Raw genomic sequence first — 23,012 nt, 5'->3', positions numbered from 1 at the left:
ATTAACTCCGTTTGATGCTGCGCTGTAAGGCTTTATGGCTTGAATGCTTTAAGGTATTCATATTTCCCCTTATGGACTTGCGCAAACCGATTAACATCGCTGCAATATATTTTGTATGCTTAACCCAAATTTGTGCTTGAGTATCATCAATGTAATTTATATTTAAACCAACATAAATTTGTGTGCGTAACTCAGCACATGACCCTAAGGCTATATTTATGTAATGGCACTTTTCTTTATCACTTTCTCTAACCATTCCTTCCGAGATATTACTTGGTACAGAAAGGCTAGAGCGCGTTATCTGGTCCTTAAAACCAAAGTCTCGGCACTGAGCAAAGTAAATATACACTTGAGAAGATAACGTGACAGATTCTTTCCATACGTTTAATTTTTCAAAATTCATATCAATCCCTGATAAATAACTTAAGATCTTCAGTGTAGCATCAAACTCAGTGCCTTAGAGCCTTAAAGCATTCGAACCTTAAGGCTAGGTTGTTTTTAAAGCTCCGCTTTAGAAATAACCTTCCATCTTCTTCTTCTCCATAGAGCCGGCTGAATCGTGGTCAATCACACGACCTTGGCGCTCAGATGTTTTGGTTAATAGCATTTCTTGAATAATTTCAGGGAGTGTTTTTGCTGTTGACTCAACAGCACCGGTTAGCGGGTAACAGCCAAGTGTGCGGAAGCGAACATCTTTCATCATCACTTCTTCGCCTTCTTCTAGCGGCATACGCTCGTCATCAACCATAATTAACGTGCCATCACGCTCAACTACGGGGCGCTTTTCAGAAAGGTATAATGGCACGATTTCGATATTTTCCATGTAAATATATTGCCAAATATCTAATTCTGTCCAGTTCGACAGTGGAAACACACGAATGCTTTCACCTTTATTCACTTTACCGTTGTATATGTTCCATAACTCAGGACGTTGGCTCTTAGGATCCCAACGATGGTTTTTATCACGGAATGAGTACACACGTTCTTTGGCACGAGATTTCTCTTCATCACGGCGAGCACCACCAAATGCAGCATCAAAACCGTATTTGTTTAACGCTTGCTTCAACGCTTGGGTTTTCATGATATCAGTGTGCTTAGCACTGCCATGAGTAAATGGTCCTACGCCCATATCAACACCTTCTTGGTTAATATGAACGAGTAAATCAAAACCGTACTCTTTCGCCATACGATCGCGAAATTCAATCATTTCCTTGAATTTCCATGTCGTATCAACATGCAGTAGTGGGAACGGGATTTTACCAGGATAAAAGGCTTTGCGCGCCAAGTGCAATAACACGGCAGAATCTTTACCAACAGAGTAAAGCATGACCGGATTATCAAACTCAGCAGCTACCTCGCGAAAAATATGAATAGACTCAGCTTCAAGCTGTTTTAAATGCGTAAGATTCATGCTTAATTTTCATCATAGGTTTAACAATTAAGCTCGATTTTGCCACATCCATTAAGATAATTCCATATAAGAAAAAACCTAGTTATAACATTTTAAAATAAGAAAACCTTGTTTCATTAACTCCAAATCACAACCAAGAAATCTCTACGTTATAACGCCACTTTGTCTAAAATTGTTTCGGTCAATAAATTAAAAACAAAAAATAATTTGCACAATTAAAAAACGTCTACTAGTTTTATGGTTGCTGACAACAGCAGTTCGCAGGAAGTGAACTTAGGGATACGTTACGGAAAACGTACTATGGCAGGGAGCTGTGGTTAAAACAGGGAGTGTTAGTGAGCAAGGAAGGTCACCTCTGTTTTATCCCCCCCCACTTTTAGATATCCAATACTTAGCATCATTGCCGCAAAGGCGGTAATCATCAACATTTAACGTCATTGCCGCGAAAGCGGTAATCTCATGAATGTACAGCAGTGTTTAGGCTTGAGATTCCCGACTGCTCGGGAATGACCGGGTTATAGAGAGATTCCCGTATTAGGCTGCTCGTCATTACCGCGTATTCCTACATGGATATAGGTAAGTAGAATAATGCAGGAGCAATTATCGAGACGGTAATCTCCAACCCTTAACGTCGTTGCCGTGAAAGCGGTAATCTCCAACCCTTAACGTCGTTGCCGTGAAAGCGGTAATCTCCAACACTTAACGTCATTGCCGCGAAAGCGGTAATCTCATGAATATACAGCAGTGTTTAAACTTGAGATTCCCGACTGCTCGGGAATGACGGGGTTATAAAGAGATTCCCGTATTAGGATACTCGTCGTTGCCGCGAAAGCGCTAATCTCCAGCACTTAACGTCATTGCCGCGTAGGCGGTAATCTCATAAATATACAGCAGTGTTTAAACTTGAGATTCCCGACTGTTCGGGAATGACCGAGTTATAGAAAGATTTCCGTATTAGGCTACTCATCATTACTGCGAAAGCGGTAATCTCCAACACTTAACGTCATTGCCGCGAATGCGGTAATCTCATGAATACACAGCAGTGTTTAGACTTGAGATTCCCGACTGCTCGGGAATGACGGGGTTATAGAGAGATTCCCGTATTAGGCTACTCGTCATTGCCGCGAAAGCGGTAATCTCCAGCACTTAACGTCATTGCCGCGTAGGCGGTAATCTCATGAATGTACAGCAGTGTTTAAACTTGAGATTCCCGACTGCTCGGGAATGACTGGGTTATAGAGAGATTCCCGTATTAGGCTACTCGTCATTACCGCGAAAGCGGTAATCTCCAACACTTAACGTCGTTGCCGCGAAAGCGCTAATCTCCAGTACTTAACCTCATTACCGCGTAGGCGGTAATCTCATGAATACACACCAGTGTTTAGACTTGAGATTCCCGACTGCTCGGGAATGACCGGGTTATAGAGAGATTCCCGTATTAGGCTGCTCGTCATTACCGCGTATTCCTACATGGATATAGGTAAGTAGAATAATGCAGGAGCAATTATCGAGACGGTAATCTCGAACCCGTAACGTCGTTGCCGCGAATGCGGTAATCTCCAACACTTAACGTCATTGCCGCGAATGCGGTAATCTCATAAATGTACAGCAGTGTTTAGACTTCAGATTCCCGACTGCTCGGGAATGACAGGGTTATAGAGAGATTCCTGACTACTCGGGAATGAAAGTATAGATGAGTATGCCAGCTAACAGCTCTTTCCTAAACCCTTCGAGCAATCGAGCTTACACGCCTTAAAGCGTATAAGCCTTAACCAAGCTTTTGAACATTATCCAACGATTGTTTCACCAATCGTTGAGCTGTCAAAAGTTCATCAGCTTCAGCGTAACAACGCAACTCAGGCGCATTACCCGACGGTCGCAAATGAATGATACGCCCATCCATAAAAGTCATTCGTAGTCCATCTGTTACATCAACACTTTGTAGCTCAGTGTTAAACCCTAATTTTGCAAGCAATACTTCTGGTTCATTAGTACCGCTTGCCAAGATTTTTTTACTCTTCTCAGTAGCAAAGTTTTTAATACGATCACTACTGGTAAAGCGCTTAGGCAAGGTTTCAACTACCGCTGATATTGACTTATCACCAGCTAAAGCAAGTAACATAATAGCGGGCAATACCGCATCACGTGTAGGTAATGCCTTTAACACCTTGCCGTTAACAGTAACATCACTACCCAGTAAAAAGCCGCCATTAGCCTCAAAGCCAGCAACAGCAATGTATTTGGCAGTTAATTTATCAAATTCAGCAATAACGTATGGTGAGCCAATTCGAGTGCGCGTAACATGAGTAAACTTACCACTTGCTTCAATCACAGTATTACAATTAACCGGTATAGCAAGTGCTTCAATACCTAGTGCTTGTGCGCATAACAAGCCGAGAACATCACCACGCAGCCATTCGCCATGTTCGTCTGAAATTAACGGCCTGTCACCATCGCCGTCTGTTGAAAATATTGCATCGAGTTTATATTCGCCAGCCCACTTTCTTGCTTTTACAAAATCTTCCTCTGCAACAGCTTCGGTATCAATCGGCACAAACTCATCGCTTCGCTCGAGCGAGACAACCTCTGCACCTAACGCAGAAAAAAGATCGGCATAAAGCTCTCGGCCAGCGCTTGAATGCTCATAAATACCAATGCGTTTACCTTGCAAGAGATTATTTTCAAACATTGACGTATAACGCTGAACATACATGTTCGCTGCACAGCTATCCGTTGTTAACTCAACAAGCTCTTCGATGCTATCGAAAGTTATTTGAGCATTTAATATCGCTTGTTCATCGCCTTTACTAATTTCACCATCAGGGCGATAAAATTTTAAGCCATTGCGATCAAAAGGAATATGGCTGCCGGTTACCATGATACATGGAATAGCTTGTTGCATTGCCATATAGGCAAGCCCTGGCGTAGGTAGTACACCACAATAAACGGGTTCAATGCCTTTTTGTTGTAACGCTGTAGCACAAGCCTTCGCCATGGCGAGGCTACTTGGGCGATTATCAATACCAAGTGCTACGCGCTCAAAAGAAAAGCGCGTTAACATGACATCGATAAAAGCATGAGTAAAAGCAGCACAAACATCGTTAGTAAACTGAGTCACTAACCCTCGAGCACCACTCGTACCAAAAGCGACACCACTAGCGTTAATTACCTTATTGCTGACGAGCATTGCTTATTCTCCTGCTCTACCGTAACGATCTTCAAAACGCACAATATCGTCTTCACCTAAATAAGAGCCCGATTGCACTTCAATTAACTCAAGTGGCACCTTACCTGGATTTTCAAGTGCGTGAACAATACCCACAGGAATGTAGGTCGATTCATTTTCTGTTACTAAGAACGTCTTATCGCCATTGGTTACTTTCGCGGTACCTGAAACCACTATCCAGTGTTCAGCTCTGTGATGATGCATTTGAACACTAAGTTTTGCGCCAGGTTTCACTGTAATGCGTTTTACTTGATAACGCTCACCACTATCGATGGAGTCATATTTACCCCACGGACGATAAACCTCACGATGCAGTTGCAGTTCACTGCGCCCTTGAGATTTAAGTTGCCCTACGACTTTTTTAACATCCTGTACTTTATCTTTATGAGCAACAAGCACAGCATCTTTAGTATCAACAACAACGATATCTTCAAGGCCAATCGTTGCAATCAAGCGTTCACCGCCATGGAGTAAACAACCTTTACTATCTAAGGCTATTACATCACCGCGCAATGCATTACCTTGCTCGTCCTTTTGATCTATTTCCCAAAGTGCCGACCAAGAACCAATATCATTCCAACCAGCATCTAACGGCACAACTACCGCATCAGTTGTTTTTTCCATCACCGCATAATCAATAGAGTCTTCAGGACAGGTTAAAAATACCTCTTCATTTAATCGGATAAAATTGAGATCGCGTGAACTATTTTCTAGCGCACTACTACAAACACTCGCTATATCAGGACGATGCTTCGTAAGCTCTTCTAAATAGCGAGATGCTTTAAATAAAAACATGCCACTGTTCCAATAATATTCACCACTTTCAATATACGTTGCAGCAGTTTCTCCATCTGGCTTTTCAACAAAACTCGCCACATCAAAACCATCCCCTCTTTCAACGCCTCTTTTGATATAGCCATAACCAGTGTGGGCAGATTGTGGCACAATACCGAAGGTTACCAACTTACCTTGCTCGGCAAGGGGCGTTGCGCGGTTAATAGCTTCAACAAATGCAGCTTCATCTTGAATAACATGATCAGCGGCAAGTACAAGTATCAACGGATCACCGCCAGCGTTCAGTGATGCCACCTCAGCCGCCAGCGCGATAGCAGGCGCAGTATTTCTGCCAGCAGGCTCAAGAATAATAGAGCCAATATTATCAAGTTCACGTAACTGCTCGGCAACAATAAAACGATGCTCTTCATTACATATCGTAATAGGCTCACAGGTATCGAGCCCAGCTAAACGTGCTAGCGTTTCTTGAAGCATGGTTTGTTTACTGTTTAGCGCTAAAAATTGTTTAGGATATAAAGAACGAGAAAGCGGCCAAAGACGAGTGCCTGAGCCACCAGCCATGATCACAGGAATTAACATACATAAACCTTTAAATTAGGAAGATTTTATTGCTAAGTGAGCGTCTGATTACTTTCACGAACCAATAAAACTAAATGCCTGACATTATGTAGCTAAATATTATTAAGTACAACTGCTAGCTAATAGCAAAACCTTCATGGGGGTATTAAAAATAGCACGTCATTTCAGCGATTAATAAATCAGGCATCATTCTGGCAATTAATATATGAGACATCATTCCGGCGATGAATCAACTAGACGTCACTCCGGCGGTGTTTTAGGCCGGAGTCTCTTATCGACTATGACTGTATCCCAGTGAGAACCCAGGCTCGCTCTACTCCTAAGGATGACGAAAAGTGATGCGTTCAAGCGATTAATAAATCAGGCGTCATTACGGCGGTGGCTTAGACCGGAATCCAAATACCCATCAATTGTTTTTATCATGCCTGTTTCAAATGACTCTACAGGGGTCCAGCCAAGCTCTTTTTTAATTTTACTCGTATCAATTGCGTACCTTATGTCATGACCTGGTCGATCATCAACGAATGACACCAACTCATAAAAGCTTTTAAGTTTTTCAGGCTTTGAGGTTATTACCTCATCGAGGTAATGACAAATAAACTTAACCACTTCAATATTTTGCTTTTCACAATCACCACCAATGTTATAAGTTTGCCCTACTTTTCCCTTGGACATCACCAAATAAAGTGCTCGAACATGATCTTCAACATATAACCAATCACGAATTTGTAATCCATTACCATATATTGGAATTTCCCTACCTTCTAGCGCACGAGTAATTACTTTAGGAACCAACTTATCTGGCAATTGATTCGGCCCAAAGTTATTTGAACAATTGGTGACTATTATCGGTAAACCATAAGTTCTATACCAAGACCTGACCAAATGATCTGCTGAAGCTTTTGAAGCAGAATACGGTGAACTAGGACGATAAGGAAACATTTCATTTGCGCTACTATTAACGTCCAAATCACCGAAAACCTCATCAGTAGATACGTGATGAAATCTAAAGTCGTATTTTTGTTGTGTTGAAAGCGCTAAAAAATAAGCCAAACTGCATTCAAGTAGGTTATGCGTACCGATAATATTGGTTTTAATAAACTCATCACTGCTAGAAATAGATCGATCAACGTGGCTTTCAGCAGCAAGGTGCATTACATAATTAGGTTGGTATTTTACAAATATACGGTTAACAAGCTCACGATCACAAATATCACCATGAACAAAATGATATCGATCATTTTGTTCTACTTCTGCTAGCCAAGATAAATCAGCTGCATAGGTAAGTTTATCGAGGTTAATAACTATGTTTGAGGTTTCATTTATCAAAAATCGGACTACGTTTGAACCAATAAAACCAGCTCCACCTGTCACTAAGATAACTTTTTTCATGTAACCTCAATAGACACAAATTGAGTAAAGTTTGCAACAAACCTAATGTTATAGTAATCGTCATTCCGGCAATTAATATATTGGACGTCATTCCGGTGGTGTTTTAGGCCGGAATCTCTTATCTACTATTCACTCTAACCTGGGGAGATCCTGAGCTCGCTCCAGGCGTCATTCCGGCGGTGGCTTAGGCCTGTACATCATTAACCACCCCAAAACAGCCATAGCAACTTCATTAAAGCATTATCGCGTTAAAACACTTTTTCACTAAAAATTAAAAGCTCCAAACGAGCAGCTAAAATTAAGTCATTCCGGCGGTAAATAAATGAGGCGTCATTCCGGCGATGGCTTAGGCCGGAATCTCGATAACTTACCTAAAACAGTCGTCCTAACTTCATTACCGCCTTATCGCATTACAGCCTTCTAGCGCTTTATAGTTCCATCCCTTTCAAATACTCCCTAAACTCCTCACCCAATTGCGGATGACGTAATGCATACTCTACATTTGCCTTCATGTAACCGAGTTTTGAGCCACAGTCATGTGATTTACCACTCATATGAAAAGCTTCAACCATTTCCAACTTCATTAAGCTGGCAATAGCATCAGTTAACTGTATTTCACCACCTGCGCCCGGTGGCGTAAACTCAAGTAAATCCCAAATTTTTTCCGTTAAAACATAACGCCCTACAACGGCCAAATTTGATGGAGCATCTTCAATAGCTGGTTTTTCAACAATAGCCGTCATCGGTGTTGATTGACCTGGAACTAACTCTTCACCGCCACAGTCGACAACTCCATAGCTACTTACTTGTTCCATCGGAACTGGCTCAACCATAATCTGACTGTAACCACCAACTTCGCTGTAACGATCAAGCATTGCCGCCAAGTTTTCAGACTTAAGATCAGAAGAAGCATCATCTAACACTACATCAGGTAAAACTACTGCAAATGGCTCATTACCAATAATTGGACGGGCTTTTAATACCGCATGGCCAAGGCCTTTAGCTTCCCCTTGACGCACATGTAATATCGTTACATCTTTGGGGGTTATCGCTTGGATCTCTTCCAACAATTGACGCTTAACACGCTTCTCAAGCGTAGTTTCTAACTCAAAGGATTTATCAAAATGATTTTCAATCGCATTTTTTGAGGAGTGGGTTACTAAAACGATCTCAGTAATACCGGCATCAATACACTCATTGACAATATATTGAATAAGTGGCTTATCAACGATCGGAAGCATTTCTTTGGGAATGGCTTTTGTCGCTGGTAACATTCGTGTTCCTAGCCCAGCTACGGGAATTACTGCTTTTTTAATTTGACTAACCATATTCATCCTTTAACAACTTTTTTACCTCATTGTATTGGTTGTTTATTCAGATGTCATGGGTTTTATAGGTGAAAAGAATTAGTTTATTAATCGCCTTATTTATTTTATGAGCCTAACCATAGCTTCAAGCATATCCTTCGCCAATGCTCTTCTGCAATAAAGTTTAGATGCTAAATAACTGCTTTTTGCGTAGCTCGTTGTAAGCGATTTGTTTGAGTGCAGTTTAGAGATAGCCGCCGCTAATTCCTCGCTATTTTCTGGTGAAATAACTATACCCGATCCTGAGGTCTTAACTAATGTAGTAACTTCCCCAGGAGGTGCAGAGGTTATCATAGGCAACCCCATCCCCATCGACTCAAACACTTTCGAAGGTATTACCGTAGTAAACAAGTCATCCTTTTTTAAACTAATCAAAGAGACATCACATAACCCCCAAAACTGTGGCATCATCTCTTTGCGTTGCCTAGGAATAAACGTAATATTTTCTAGTTCCTTTTCCTTTGCTAAGGCAATTAACTGTTGCTTTACCACACCACTACCAACAAACAAAAAGTGAATGTTTTTATAGCCTTTTAACAATTCAGCTGCATCTATTACACTCGGCAATCCGTGAGCCATACCGTGAGTGCCCAAATACCCCACGACAAACTTATCGTCTAAGCTGAGTTTATCAATAAAGTAACTATTTTTTTCACTAACTGGCTTGAACTTACTGTCATCAACGCCGTTTAATACAACCTCTATTTTTTCACCATCGATACCACGGTTAATTAAATTTTCCTTGAAGCTATTTGTTACCGCAATAATTAAGTCGGCTTTACGGTATAAAAATAATTCTAATTTTTCGAGCCAGTTAACAACCCATGAACGATTCACCGCGCCAACTGCTTTAATTGAAGCTGGCCAAATATCTCTTAATTCAAAGACAAACGGCTTTTTTGTTAACGCCGACAAACCCCAAGCACTAACAGTGGTAAAAAATTGTGGCGAAGTTCCCACGACCACATCGACTTTCTTAACAAAGAAACCAGCAATAAAGCTTGTTACCATGAATGAAGTAAAATCTAAGATACGACGAAAAAAGCCGGCATTAGCAGCTATATAGGTTTTTACTCTGCGTACTTCTATCCCTTCAATATACTCCTTTTGATACCATTTGTTTTGGTAATTTTCATAGACTTTGCCCTCAGGAAAGTTAGGAACACCGGTAATAACGGTAACTTTATGTCCTGAGTTCACCCACTCTCTTGCATGCTCAAAAGTTCTGGATGCTGGAGCGTTACTTTCTGGAGGGAAATTATCAGTAAAAAAAAGGATATGCATGTAAAAATGTAAACTGCTGAACGCTGACAATTAAAAATCAACGATATCTATTAGTTTTTGCGCAACTGTTTCTGGAGAGAATTGCGTCAATATATCATGTTTTAGTCGAGACCTCTCAATAAATTGTACTAAATCAATGCTAGTCGTATCATTTTTAAACACCAAACAGCGTTTAGTCGATTTAATATAACAACCAACCTCATCAGCATCATTTTCTAGAAGTGCAAGTATTGGTTTATTGGTACCAAAATAGTCAAATAGCTTCCCTGGTATTTGATTTGCTCCTGATGAATTAGAGATAAACAGCAAACTATCCGTTGCTTCATAAGCCTTTAGGGTTGTTTGCAAGCTGGCGCTACCACCATAACGAACACATTGATGCAATTTAAACTCGCGTAGCTGTTCATCAGTGACTTTACCAAGTATGGTCAACTCAATTTTTATGTCATGCTTTGTGTTATGTCTAACTATCGACTGAATAATTGGCATAATATTTCGACCATTCAAACCTCCCGTATAAAGTAGTTTTAAATTGCCACATTTATAGGTAATCTCTGAGTTAATTTCTTTAAAGTAGCTTCGTGGTAGAAAAGTCATTTTTGAAGCAAACTCACGATACTTTTTTTGCATTTGTTTTAACGTAGGCAACGAAACATAAAAAATATAGTTAGCTTTCGTAAGTAGCTTTTTTTCTAAAAGCCTAATTCTCCACTTATTAAAATTAGACTTGATTGCTATGTCATGCTCCCATGGATCACCCCATATTTGTGCCCATACAACAGTAGAGCTTTTTATTAATCGTGCAGCGAAAACATGTGAGGTTTTTGAGTCAGATGAGCTTATAACCAAGTCTATTTGCGCAAGTGAAACCTGATTTAGGTGCTTTAATATTCCTTTATCTATACTTGGGAAATAATAGATTTGTTTTAACAACGATTTAACGCGAGCACTAAAACTATTATTTGTAGTAATTACAGCTCTGTTAGTGGGGATATAATTTGAAAGAGCGCCCGCATCAAGCTCGATTAAGGTCACTCTTTTATCAACTTGCTCAACTAAATAGTCATCCAATACTTCTCGTGGGTATTTTACTGTGACAACCGTTACCGCAACCCCACTATTCAGTAATGCATTTACCAATGCGACGTTCCTAATAGATGCAGAACAGTTTTTCTTGCGAAATAATGTAGCGACGTACAAAACTTGCTTCGTCATTGTGATATTAACTCTTCGTATAACGCTATTAATTTAGGGGCTTCAATTAGCTGCCAATTATACTTATCTTTAATAAACTTTTGGTTTTTCTCAACGCTTAAGCGATATTGCTCTTCTGATTCAGCAATATTAATCAACTTACTAACAAGTTCAGAATTAATATCCGCTACATCGACAAATATTCCATCGGTATCTTTTTCTAATTTTTCTCTCCAGCTTTTAAACGATGAAGCAATATACAACGTACCATTAATCATGTATTCATAAAGCTTATTAGGGTCAGAATATTTATAATCGGCCACATCTTTTAAAACTGCCAAGCCGAAATGACTTTTTTGGACATAGTCAAAAGCACGTTTTTGCTCTAACTCTCCCAAGTATTCAGAATATTGATTTTGTTGAATCCTATGTAAAATTTGGCTGCTATTTTTTTCATTGATAATCGGGCCAATGATATAAAGATGAGTCGGTTGTTGCTTGTTCATGTTCGTTACTAACTCAAGCATATAATTGACCCCCCTATCCTGACTAACTCCTCCCAAGTAGACTAATGCTAATTTAGAAGATACAGGCGGCTTGGGGGGCAAAACTTTTTCACTATATATTGGCGCATTACCAATTAATACAGTGTTATGAAAACGGTTTAATTGTCGTAATTGGGTAACTATAGTTGCATCGAACAGCTTGGAGCTTAATCTTTCGAGAGAGTCGACAAATGAGGCCAAGAGAGGCCTAACAATTAAAGGGACCCATTGCCTGAGCATAATTTTTTCTTTAAAAAACTCATGAGAATCATAAACAACCTTCTTACCACTGAGCTTTAACAACAAACCTATAAGTAAAGTATCAGGGTTGTGAATATGAAAAATATCAGCGTTTGTTTTTAATGCATGTCTAAATAACGAGGGTTGTAGCAAAAAGCGTTGAAAGCGAGAGTTGTATTTAAGTTCATTGTATTCAACTTTTCCTACTAAAGCAGGGTCTAACGCACCTCGCGCGAATAATGTGACAGATAAGCCAGCTTTTACCGCCGTTACGCACTGCTTCTTAACAACTCTAATATCAGTTGCTTTGTGGACAGGAGCAATAATGGTTAACTTACACATATTTAAACAAACAACATCGTCACGTTATATTTTCCTGTTGATCGCCGTTTCAATATCAAAGTTAATGGTATTGAGTCGCTTATCTTGCAACAATATTTTATATGACTCCTGGTTATTTAAAATATAATCAGCAACAAAGTTTAATTGAAAATTAATAAAATTTAGCAACAAGTATTTAGATAATTTATTAGTTTGTTGTGATAACAAGCTATCGAGTTGCGCTATAACCTCAAGCCTTTGACTCACACAAAACTCGTAACTACTCGCTTTACGACTAACTGAGTTATCCGTTACATGACGAATGTAAAATGTTTCATTAAAGTGTTTACATAAAGTTATTTGTGGCTTTAGTTTCGCAAAAAGCTCACTCATAAATACTACGTCTTCACCACTTTTTAATGTCTTATTATATTTTAACTGCTTTAGTAACTGGGTTGGGATAAGTTTACAAGCGTTTTTACTAACCAATGGCATGACATCATCAAAGCTCAGCTTATGATTTTGGTTACTTAATTCAAGTTTACCCGAATCGCCTTTAGCTTCGTCACTATAAATTAATACATCTTTTATATTTGCGAAAACCACGGTATTTAACTTCGCCATATCTAGCAAATTTTTGAGATAATTAGCGGATATTTCATCATCGATATCTAAAAAAATTGAGAACTCTCTGGTTGCAGACTCAATTGCCTGATTTCTCGCTCGGCTGACATTCGCTTCTTCAAGAGACTCTACGCGAATTAATAACTCTGGGTGCTCTTCCTGAAAAGAATTAATTATGTTAAGTGAGTTATCTAACCTACCATTTAAGATAATAATCACTTCAACAAGCGCTTTAGGTAAGCTTTGTTTGGCCAATGAATCGAGGCAACGATTAACAAATACCTCTCCGTTGTAACAAGGAATTAATACCGATACACCTTGTTTGTAGCTTTGAGTAGTAATATCAATACCCAAATCTTCTTCAGAAAAGTGCTTAGGTATATGGCCATTAAATTTAATGAATTTTTTCAGTTTACGAACCAAAAATTGATTAACAATAAAAAATGGTAACGTAAGCAGCCCTACTTTACTCTTACAGCGTTCAACAATTTGCTGAGCCAATTTGTAACTAGCGCTTATTTTAATCATTGATATTTCTGATTTTAGCGATTTATTTTTTGCCTCTAGTCGCTTGATCTCTTTTGCTAGTTCGTTTTTACTCAACATTGATTGCCTCCACGATATTATTATCGCGTGCATTTACGCTACTAATTTCAGCCCCATGTTGACAATAATTAAATTCATCAATAGCAAGAGCCTGATCAGTTGAGAAGCTTGCCTGTTCGATTTGTTGAATATTTTGGTCGAGCCAATTTAATGACACCTTTTTTGTGTCAATCATTGATGATCGAGCAGGTAGTCGCTCAATAGGACGATACTGTGTATGCTCTTCTACTAAAGAAAGATGGTTGTTTTCGTTAACATACCGAGCGTTCTTTCCTGAGCAGGAAATATCGGCATACTGAAAAGCTAAAGTAAGATCCGTTAAATATGCTTTGCCATACCAATCTTGTTTACTCATAAAAGCGACATAATCGTGCTCTTGAATAGTCGATAATAATTGTTCACATCCGTGCTCAATATTAATGACATTATACCCTTCGAGCTCAATATGACTTGTAGCTATAAAGACAAGTCTTTTATTTTTATAACTAAGATGACTAAATTGCTCTATTACCGACATACACTCTTCTTGCTTGGAAGCAAAACAAACAACAATCACCGACGGTATTTTACTTTCTATAGCTTGGCCGGCGATCAATGATTGAAGCAATAACACGCGATGAAAATAAGTGTGATTACTCATAACTTCCCTCAGTGCTCGCAGGCGCATTTTTCGGTATTGGCTCACATCATTACAAGAAGCTCTTAACTGATCGGCTATTTCATTTGCATCATCACTATTTATAACCAAATCACCAAACACTTCCTCTATACCCTTAGCGTAATTACTCACGACTATAGTGTTTGAAGCCATCAACTCATAAACTCTTCGCGCAAACATTGTTGGTGAGTCTTTGATAGTATTCATATTAAGGCCAAAATTATAACCTTTGTAGGCTTTAGCTATCTGATCAAATGGTAAACTGCCTTTAATGTACTTTTGAAATTTTTCAGGAAAAACGTTTTGTGAATTTTCGACATTAAAATTTCTATCATAAATGTCTATACCCTTAAGTTTAGTTACACCATTGAATAATGACTCAAAGTCCAACTGCCTTTGTGGGTAGTTTTTATAATACGAACCGGCAAAGCAAACCTTATCCCAACGCTCGAATTGCTCTATCGGGTTGTGTATACGTGGTTGAGCTGCAAACGGTAAAACACTCACCCGCTCATGTTGAAGCGCCTCTTTATACCGTTCTAAACAACGGCTATCGGTAGTAAAAACAAAATCAACTAATCGAGCAATAGGTAAAAATGCTGAAAAATGTACAGGATCTTCTTTATTCCAAAAAGCCGTTGGTACATGGTTTGCCCTTGCCCACCTCAATACTTCGATCAGCTCTTTTGAAACATGGCGCACCTTCTTAAACCATTCACCATTCTTGCCTTGCCATGCAGACTCAATAAAAATTAAATCTGGTTTAAATTCGTCTAGCTGATCTTGAATATTAACAGCAGAAAGTTGAAAAAGTTCACATTCTGGCGCAAAACAACCAAATGAAAATTCATCAAGAATTGAGGCTACCTTTAATTTATTTTCACTAGCCAAACACTGTTTAAACTTTGCCCTTACTTGCTCTATACGGAGTTGCTCAGCGTGCTTATCTCCTTTAAACTCGATAAATAGTGCGTTATCGGCTTGTTCTTTAGCTTTCTTTGCATCCGCTTTTTGCTTGTATTGCTTGAGTACTTTGTAAAAAGCTAATGGAAATCGTAAAAAGCCTCTAAGCGTCCCCGCTTTATTAATGTGGTAACTCAGTTGATAAGTAGTACTGTGTTTTAGCTCCTTGAGCCTTTGCGTAAGAAAGTCATTTTCGTTTTGCAAACCTCTTAGCTCAGCTTCAAGATCTGATTGGTTATCTTCACATTCCACTGTTTGGTTATTTACATTCAATTTGATGTCACGCTGTAAAGAGTAGTAAAATTCATAAATATTTGCTTGGTATACAAACTAAAGTTGTGACAAAAAGCAATCAAAACCTCTTTTACATTCTTCAGCTTTCGATAACGATGTTTCACCATAATGCTCGAAAAAAGTAACAGTTTATTCGGCTGCTTAAAATAGTCATTCATATATAAGCTCAATGGTCCCCTAATATTAAAGCTACTTGTCGATAGTTCAGATTGAAAATTATCGTAATAAATAGGCTTTCTCGCCATATTGATACCAATAAACCTAATAGCAAATAAAACTTTATACTCAAAAATAGAAAAAAGTGTAAAGCTAGTCAAAAATCTTTGTTAGTCTATCTAAGAATGGCTGAACGACTTCTCCATGATCAGAAAACTCTTGCTCAAAAAGCTTAATACGACCATCAATTTCTACTTTTTGAGACAACTCATAGAAAGGAAAAATATGAGTTGGGCCATATCCGGTATTACTTCCGTAAATAATCTCTATTTTACCTTTATATCGAGGGCCATATCTTTCAATAATTTCGAAAACTAGTTGATTTAATTTTTCTTTGTCATCAACGTCCACTCTACCTAAAATCGCATAAGCTAACGCTCTAAACTGTTCTAGATCTTCCCACCTATCACCATAAATAAATTCTCCGAGTTTGATTTGTGGTTCACCAGCTAACACATTACCACCACCTAACATTAGCGAGTACAGTAGCGCAGTAGTACCGCCTTTAGACGTCCCTACAAAATACGTATTCTCTAATGATATATTGAGTTCTTGTTGTAGTTCTTTTATTAAACTTATAGTCACATTTCTAATTTGAGCATCACCAGAAACATTCAGCAGATAACAGCCATGAGTTCCGTAATTATCCATTACATGTACAGTATTTTCATTTAATTCTTCGTGTAGAGAATAATATGACATTCGACAGAACCCTGGTGTAGCGTCTACTCCAGAAAAAACGAAAACTAGTTTGTTAGACGCTGTTCTTTTTTTAATAGAATAAATTAAATATCGGTTCTTAGATTTAAATAACCTATCTTCTTGTGGGTTTACATCATTAAAGCTCATACTTATTTAATTACCTTTTTAAATTCAACTATATTTTAGAGCTAACCTAAAAAAGTCTAATCTCCCAATATTTTTTTTAACTCTTTCGCAACATAATCATAGTATTCTTGTCCATAATGGAAAAAATCACGGCCCCATTTATGGGCATAATCTGAATAAACGAGTTCCTTAGGAACATCAATAACAAAAGCATTATCAAGCTTACTTTCTAAATAATCATAGTAATCGTTCAATATTAAATTTTGCTGTTCAGCCATACGTCTTTCTTCATCATCAAACTCTATTACTTCATTAGAATCATGATTTTTGTACGAAGTGGACCACAATGCTTTATGAATAATAACTTTTTTATCAGCTACATCATGGCAAAATTTATCAGCCGCGCTCTTCCAAATAGACAAAATATCTGGGCTATTCCTCTTTATTATTTTGGAACTTTCCAGTGACTTACCAAAATCAGTGTTTACAAGATAATTTGATCTCGTAATTAATGTATTACCAACCTCTAATAAATCAAATCGCTCATCGATACCGTCATACATGATATACTGAGTATCAGACTCCAAGATCAATCTCTTTGAATATTTATTGATATCATAACTAAGCATTCTAATTTCAAATTTTCCCTTACCAGGAATCTCGAGATCTACCTCGCTTATATTTAGTGAACTTCCACCGTAAATACTTGCAAGCGATGATCTAGCAGCATAAAAATCTAGTCGAGCTAACCCTTTTACTAGCTCATATGCATCTCTAGAAACACAACTACCTAATATTGCTAATGATTTAACCATATTAATATACTTCTTTTCTCAATTTTTTTGTTAATATATACTAGAGTACTATATCTATTTAACGTCAGCATAAAGCCTTAAAATAGTACCAAGCTTATCTTGTATTCGAAGTTCAACTCTAAGGTTCTTCAAATCTTTGTCATATTCAAAACTATAATTAGAGTCACTTTGATATTCACATCCCAATATAGGTTTACCATTTACATGCAATCTGAAAGAGTATTTGAGCAACTTTATATCTAGTTCATTTCCTGCTATATCGGCCCAACATTTAATCGTTTCACCGCTCCTACATGTATTTAATTTTATTTTAACGTTAGGAGAAAATTCAGATACATTTATATATGGCACTAAACGATCATCAATTAATGGACCTATATCAGCTAAGCTATGGATAACATGGCTTTGATGTTTGTCAAAAACAATACCATTAAACAGAGCAGTAAGTAATGGTTTACTCGGAGCTACATGTCCTCTTCCCCAATTCCCAAAACACATCAAAAGCTTTTGATTCGAGCTTTCAAAAGATGCACTTCCAATTCGAGTCCAACATTCAGCTTTCATAAACGGAATAGCGTGTATATTCCTATGGTTATCACTCTGATTTTGTAAATAGACCAATTTTATTTGTTCTTTTACTTGATCAGCAAATACTTCATGCTGAATACCAAACCAATCGAGAGTTTGCTTGTAGGAAAAATCAGCTTTTGCCCTAAATTCTCTAAATGCTGTATTTACATAATCGCTAACAGGCTCTTTTAAATAATTAAGAATTGACGTCTGTGGATTCCAAACTACAATAGTGGCTGGAATAGTTAATCTAGTAGCTTGAACTAATGACGCAAAACCACCACCAGAGCCACCAAAAATAATAAGCTCTAAGCCGTGTTGCTTATAAACCTGCTCAAGTAACTCGGTCAGTTGTAATTGTAGACCATTTGAGTTCTCTCCTCCGGCATACCATGCTAGACCAATATTCTCATTTTGAGATACTAAAGGGTCAGCAATACTCAAGATAGGCAATCCTAATTCATCAGATAAACCTATACCTGAAAAAAAAGGTCCACACTTAACATCTCTTTGACCAACTGCAGCATTAAAACAAACCAGTAGTTTTCTATCTTTTGTATTAAGTTTGTTGGGATTATTGTACAAAAACTCTATTACTTGACCGGTTCCAAACGACAGTGAATTAACTCCAGGGTTAAATATTTCGCTCTTTACAAAAGTAGCAATCTCTTTTTTGTGACTTGTTTTTAGTTTTTTTATCGCATTTTTTTTTAACAGAGTAAATGGAAGATCCTGTGATATGTACTTTAAGACTTTTTCTTTAAACGACATTTTCAATTTAGGTGTTGACGTAATAATATTATCCAACAAATCCGCTAAACCTTTATCGTGAACTAACTGCCTATTTCCTTTTAAGTAAAACTCTTCCGAATAATCCCCAAGTTGACTTTCACTTGCGTAGCTTTTTCTATCAAAGAATTTCTCAGGATAATTATAAACTTGATTGGCATTAAGAGACTTCTCAGCCTCTTTATAAAGACGAGCTAGAAATTGATTATGCTTAACAACTGCAGATTTTTCTTCATCAACTTTCGTTTCTGGCAAAACCCTAAAGATTTTATTTAACCTTATTCGGTTTAAAAGCTTTAAACGTTTCATAGTTTCTAAAAACTTATGCCACCCCTTAAGCCACATTTGAAAGTACTCTTCACTATAGGCTTCGATGAGTTTAAAGCCATTTAATCGTGACTTAGAGGAAACAAACTCAACAGTTCTAGTTGCAATAAAATCATTGTTTTCCAAAAGGTGAAACCTTTCATCAAGAAAGTCGATAAGTAATAAATGATAACTAGCTTTTGAAACCGCTTGCTGAATAAACTCCTTAGAGAAGTCTCTTTTAAGTGCTCGTTTTTGCGATGAGCTGAGCCCCTCTAAAGACGGTTTTTTCCTAATAGGCTCACTTGTAACTGAGGCAAGAGAAGAGCGAGTATAGTGCTCAACTAATTCAAACTTTCCTTCACCTGAATGATGATTAACAATATCTGCAGATACATTACTACCAAAAACTAAAACCTTACTCTTCATTACCTAGTCCGTTCATGATAAGACTTAACTCTTTATTAATCGTGTGTTCAAAAGAAAGTGTTGCTTTAACACGAGCCGATGCTGCTTTTGATAGAGATAGGAACTTTTCAGGTGAATAATACAATTCCTCAATTGAGCTTGCCATTGCTTCAAAATCTTCAGCTGGGGAAACATAACCACATGAGTTATCTACAAACTCAGGTATAGCTGCAACATTAGTTGTTATTGGTACCAAACCAGAAGACATCGCTTCGTCTCTAGAAACACCTTGAGAGTCCATTCTTGTGGGCGTAAGAAAAATTCCATGCTCTTTATGAAGCTCTGCTATTTCCTTCTGAGACTTAAACCCTCGAACGAGTTTGATGTTTTTCAATCCTAATAGTGGTTTGGTAATTTCTTCAAACAAAACACCATCGCCAACCAAGGTAAACTCGAGCTCATTGAAAAATGCTTTATCTTTTAATGCCAAGATAGCTTTAACCGTTAAGTCGTTAGCATATTTTCGACTTGCATATGGTCTTATAGACAAGATTTTGAGGCGTTTTTCCGGCTGTTTTTCAACATATGGAAAAACATTACTGTCGATTATGTTTGGAATAATACTGTATTGTTCAGGAGCCAGGGTTATACCAAAGTCCTCAAATACCTCGTCCCTAAAGTATTTAGAAACAAAGACCATATGCAGGTTTTTATGTGGTTTTTCTAGAACGTCTTGCCAAAATGTCTTTCGTTGATCGCTCAACCTTTTTTGGCGTTCAACTTCTTTATCTTCCATGAGCTCGAATTCAAAGGTTCGTCGTTGCCACAATTGAATCTCGGCACCATGAGCCCATATAGTCACTTTTACCGTGTCTAGGTATTTATTCAGAACTTGCCACATATTTTTGTCTAGCAAGTGCACAAGAACGTGGCGATATTGACCTGTTGATAATGTTCTATCAAGTAAAGCGGCATTACCTTGAGCAATATCAACGCCTTCAAACTCCCTGTAATTCCAGCCAGGTTCGTTTGTAATTCGAAATACATCAACCTGCGTACCCTGATCTCTATAAGCTCTTATTCTGCTGTGCAAAAATCCATATTTGTATAAATCAGCATAAGAAGGATACTGTTTTGTTAAAACTAGCGTATCAGATTGCCCAATTACAGTCGTTGGCAATTCTACCTGCGCTCCAAAGGTCACTCTATTAATGACCAACCTGCCTTTACCCTGAATACGCAAACCAATTCTTATAAAGTAGCAATTTTCAGGTATTGCCAAACTATGTTGCTCACCAACCCCTTTTGGCATTGCATGAGAGATTTTTTTACCTGATTTATCCTGAAATTCAAATACAGTGCGAACATCGGCCAAGTTACTATAAGCTACAAATTTGACTAAGCTATTCAATTCAAGGTTTAGTTCTGCTCGATTAAAGGCCTTTCGAGCATAAAAATATGCATATTCATCAGGCGCATATTTTGAGGTTAGTAGGTATTTATTATTATCAAATGAAATATCTACTTTTGATGTTTTTGGTTGCTCAAATAATTCGAAAAAGGACTTTGCTGATATAGTAACTACTGAGTCACTATCTTTAAACTCTGGACTGCTAGGTTCTATCCTCTTCGATAACAAGGCCAAATTTTTAATGTAGTGAACACCTTTTGTTGTAAGAGGGGTATCAGAAACTTCTTCTACTAAAGAACTATCAAAGTGCTTCATTCCATTTCGGCAGTAATTAAACTCATCAATAGCTAACATGGTAGGCCTAGCTATCGACAATTCATCTAGTTCACTCAAGTTTGATATGACATAATTCAAAATATCTTCCGACAACCTTATAACAGCCTGTCGTAGCATCAATGATGATGTCTGTTTGTATTGTTTACCGTTACTTATAAGCTTAACGCTCTTTTCCTCAGCCAAATAAAAGCTCTTTTTTCCAAAACCATGATAGCTTGAGTAGTTAGTTGCCAACAACAAGTCCGTAAAATATTGCTTCCCATAAAAATCTTTGCTCGACATTACACTAATAAAGTCATTATGCTCGGCCTGTTTTTTTACTTCTTTAATAAAATCGGTATGTGATAAACAAAGCGTAACTCCTTTAACAGAACAGTTATCAATTTTTTCCTCACATAGTATAACTAAAGATTGATTAACAAAGGACTGACGGCCAAAGTTTTCAATTACATTTTCAAGCTCATTACCGTTTTTAACAGACGCTAATACAAGTAAGTTAGGCGAATGAGATTTATATTCCTTATCAGATAAAACACTTGCGATAAAGGACAACCTATGAGCATAGGTGTGCTCTAGCATTACTTTACGTAGCCCAAGTAATCTATATTTTTTATATCGTTGCTCACTTGAACATATTGATGCTAACTGCTTCTTTATTTCCTGCTCTGAATCAGAGCAAACAACCAAGTCCCCAAATGTAGACTTAACACCGCGCGAATAATTGCTAACGACAACAGTATTCGATGCTAATAATTCATAAACACGCCTAGCAAACATTGTTTGAGATTGCTTAATGGTATTCATGTTAATACCAAAGTTATAACCTTTATATGCCTTATCAATTTCAGAAAATGGCAAAGCTCCTAAGATAAAGTCCTTATACTGCTCAGGGAAAATATAGTGAGGGTGAGGGTTATTATGATTTCTATCGTAAATATCTACAGGTTTAAATTCGTTGCACGCGTTAATGATTGAAGCAAAGTCTCTTTGTCTTTCAGGGTACCTCAGGTAATACGAGCCGGCAAAACAGAATTTGTCTTTTCTTTCAAAAATTTCGATTGGATTATGTTTTTTAGGTTGAGCAGCAAAAGGCAATAAATAGGCACGCTCATGGCCTATTTCTTTTTTGTATTTCGCAATACAATCAATATCAGTCGTAAATACATAGTCAACAAGCTTAGCCAAAGGCAAAAACGTAGAAAAGTGTACAGGATCTTCTTTGTTCCAAAAAACACTTGGAACGTTATTTTTTCGACACCATTCAATAAGTTCGATCACTTCGCTTGATAAGTTACTAACTTTTGTTTTCCATAAGTCATCTTTGCCCTTCCAAGCAGACTCTATAAAAACAAAATCAGGTGAAAATGTTTTCAATTGGCGTGCTAAGTTTTTTGGTTCTAAAGCTAAAAGCTCGCATTCTGGGGCATATGAATGAAAGGTAAATTCATCCATAACCCCTGCAACTTTTAATTTACTTTGCAGTTTTTTTCCTGCTTGTTTAAATAAACTTTGCAGCGTTTTTATTCTTAAACATTCTTTATCGCTATCCAAAACTGCAAGCTCACCTACAGTTTTCAGATTAATAGTGTTCTTAACTGGTGACAACTTTTTAGACTGTTTGTTGTCATGTTGATTCGGTTTCGCTTTATATTGTTTGTATACACGAAATAGAGCTAAAGGTAAGCGTATAAAGCCCTTTAATGTTTTCGCATTAACAATATGATATCCAATTTGATACCTAATACTGTGCCGTAATTTAGCGTTTTCTAGCTTAAGTTGTTTAATTTCTTGCTCAAGCTGCTCTTTGCTAGTTTCTTGTTTTTTGTCTGTCATT

General features: G+C 37.7%; 15 protein-coding genes. All 15 read right to left on the bottom strand.

Annotated features, from left to right (window positions below):
* Position 1: 1 nt before the first annotated feature.
* On the bottom strand, positions 2–403 hold the full coding sequence (locus LP316_RS08595; RefSeq protein WP_193020599.1) for a four helix bundle protein: 402 nt from the start codon (positions 401–403) through the stop codon (positions 2–4).
* 108 nt (positions 404–511) lie between these two features.
* Positions 512–1,411, bottom strand: a complete 900-nt coding sequence (gene cysD, locus LP316_RS08590; RefSeq protein ID WP_193020598.1) for a sulfate adenylyltransferase subunit CysD — start codon at positions 1,409–1,411, stop codon at positions 512–514.
* A 1,768-nt stretch (positions 1,412–3,179) separates the two neighbouring features.
* Entirely contained in the window at positions 3,180–4,598 is a 1,419-nt protein-coding gene (locus LP316_RS08585) for a phosphomannomutase (protein ID WP_193020597.1), read from the bottom strand.
* A 3-nt stretch (positions 4,599–4,601) separates the two neighbouring features.
* Positions 4,602–6,011 carry a mannose-1-phosphate guanylyltransferase/mannose-6-phosphate isomerase gene (locus LP316_RS08580; protein ID WP_193020596.1) on the bottom strand — a complete coding sequence of 470 codons (1,410 nt, stop codon included), beginning with the start codon at positions 6,009–6,011 and terminating at the stop codon, positions 4,602–4,604.
* Positions 6,012–6,371: 360 nt separating this feature from the next.
* Positions 6,372–7,403, bottom strand: a complete 1,032-nt coding sequence (gene rfbB, locus LP316_RS08575; protein ID WP_193020595.1) for a dTDP-glucose 4,6-dehydratase — start codon at positions 7,401–7,403, stop codon at positions 6,372–6,374.
* A gap of 428 nt (positions 7,404–7,831) precedes the next feature.
* Positions 7,832–8,731, bottom strand: a complete 900-nt coding sequence (gene galU / locus LP316_RS08570; RefSeq protein WP_193020594.1) for a UTP--glucose-1-phosphate uridylyltransferase GalU — start codon at positions 8,729–8,731, stop codon at positions 7,832–7,834.
* 99 nt (positions 8,732–8,830) lie between these two features.
* Positions 8,831–10,054 carry a glycosyltransferase family 4 protein gene (locus LP316_RS08565; protein WP_193020593.1) on the bottom strand — a complete coding sequence of 408 codons (1,224 nt, stop codon included), beginning with the start codon at positions 10,052–10,054 and terminating at the stop codon, positions 8,831–8,833.
* A 30-nt stretch (positions 10,055–10,084) separates the two neighbouring features.
* Entirely contained in the window at positions 10,085–11,269 is a 1,185-nt protein-coding gene (locus LP316_RS08560) for a hypothetical protein (RefSeq protein WP_193020592.1), read from the bottom strand.
* Complete coding sequence (locus LP316_RS08555; protein WP_193020591.1) at positions 11,266–12,375, bottom strand: glycosyltransferase; 1,110 nt, start codon at positions 12,373–12,375, stop codon at positions 11,266–11,268. Before LP316_RS08555 ends, LP316_RS08560 begins: the two co-directional genes overlap by 4 nt.
* A 24-nt stretch (positions 12,376–12,399) precedes the next feature.
* Positions 12,400–13,584, bottom strand: coding sequence for a glycosyltransferase family 2 protein (locus tag LP316_RS08550; RefSeq protein ID WP_193020590.1), 1,185 nt, complete (start codon positions 13,582–13,584; stop codon positions 12,400–12,402).
* Positions 13,574–15,478: a glycosyltransferase gene (locus LP316_RS08545; RefSeq protein WP_193020589.1), complete on the bottom strand. Its 1,905-nt coding sequence runs from the start codon at positions 15,476–15,478 to the stop codon at positions 13,574–13,576. The genes LP316_RS08550 and LP316_RS08545 overlap by 11 nt, the downstream gene beginning before the upstream one ends.
* A gap of 330 nt (positions 15,479–15,808) precedes the next feature.
* A complete protein-coding gene (locus tag LP316_RS08540) occupies positions 15,809–16,564 on the bottom strand; it encodes a hypothetical protein (protein ID WP_193020588.1) in 756 nt (251 codons plus the stop codon).
* 56 nt (positions 16,565–16,620) lie between these two features.
* Positions 16,621–17,358, bottom strand: coding sequence for a DUF6270 domain-containing protein (locus tag LP316_RS08535; RefSeq protein WP_193020587.1), 738 nt, complete (start codon positions 17,356–17,358; stop codon positions 16,621–16,623).
* 54 nt (positions 17,359–17,412) lie between these two features.
* Positions 17,413–19,452 (bottom strand): DUF6270 domain-containing protein, encoded by a 2,040-nt coding sequence (locus LP316_RS08530; RefSeq protein WP_193020586.1) that lies wholly within the window; start codon positions 19,450–19,452, stop codon positions 17,413–17,415.
* Positions 19,442–23,011, bottom strand: coding sequence for a glycosyltransferase (locus LP316_RS08525; RefSeq protein ID WP_226960700.1), 3,570 nt, complete (start codon positions 23,009–23,011; stop codon positions 19,442–19,444). Before LP316_RS08525 ends, LP316_RS08530 begins: the two co-directional genes overlap by 11 nt.
* Between the last annotated feature and the right edge of the window lies 1 nt (position 23,012).

Origin of the sequence: Thalassotalea sp. LPB0316 (genome assembly GCF_014898095.1) — a bacterium.
Classification (GTDB): domain Bacteria; phylum Pseudomonadota; class Gammaproteobacteria; order Enterobacterales; family Alteromonadaceae; genus Thalassotalea_G.
Note: the sequence above shows the minus strand (reverse complement) of the source record. Positions and strands in the feature narration are given on the sequence as shown.

Bases quoted from the DNA above. Each gene is read 5' to 3' on its own strand.
- LP316_RS08595 (WP_193020599.1), bottom strand. From the start codon at position 403: ATGAATTTTGAAAAATTAAACGTATGGAAAGAATCTGTCACGTTATCT.
- cysD (WP_193020598.1), bottom strand. From the start codon at position 1,411: ATGAATCTTACGCATTTAAAACAGCTTGAAGCTGAGTCTATTCATATT.
- LP316_RS08585 (WP_193020597.1), bottom strand. From the start codon at position 4,598: ATGCTCGTCAGCAATAAGGTAATTAACGCTAGTGGTGTCGCTTTTGGT.
- LP316_RS08580 (WP_193020596.1), bottom strand. From the start codon at position 6,011: ATGTTAATTCCTGTGATCATGGCTGGTGGCTCAGGCACTCGTCTTTGG.
- rfbB (WP_193020595.1), bottom strand. From the start codon at position 7,403: ATGAAAAAAGTTATCTTAGTGACAGGTGGAGCTGGTTTTATTGGTTCA.
- galU (WP_193020594.1), bottom strand. From the start codon at position 8,731: ATGGTTAGTCAAATTAAAAAAGCAGTAATTCCCGTAGCTGGGCTAGGA.
- LP316_RS08565 (WP_193020593.1), bottom strand. From the start codon at position 10,054: ATGCATATCCTTTTTTTTACTGATAATTTCCCTCCAGAAAGTAACGCT.
- LP316_RS08560 (WP_193020592.1), bottom strand. From the start codon at position 11,269: ATGACGAAGCAAGTTTTGTACGTCGCTACATTATTTCGCAAGAAAAAC.
- LP316_RS08555 (WP_193020591.1), bottom strand. From the start codon at position 12,375: ATGTGTAAGTTAACCATTATTGCTCCTGTCCACAAAGCAACTGATATT.
- LP316_RS08550 (WP_193020590.1), bottom strand. From the start codon at position 13,584: ATGTTGAGTAAAAACGAACTAGCAAAAGAGATCAAGCGACTAGAGGCA.
- LP316_RS08540 (WP_193020588.1), bottom strand. From the start codon at position 16,564: ATGAGCTTTAATGATGTAAACCCACAAGAAGATAGGTTATTTAAATCT.
- LP316_RS08535 (WP_193020587.1), bottom strand. From the start codon at position 17,358: ATGGTTAAATCATTAGCAATATTAGGTAGTTGTGTTTCTAGAGATGCA.
- LP316_RS08530 (WP_193020586.1), bottom strand. From the start codon at position 19,452: ATGAAGAGTAAGGTTTTAGTTTTTGGTAGTAATGTATCTGCAGATATT.
- LP316_RS08525 (WP_226960700.1), bottom strand. From the start codon at position 23,011: ATGACAGACAAAAAACAAGAAACTAGCAAAGAGCAGCTTGAGCAAGAA.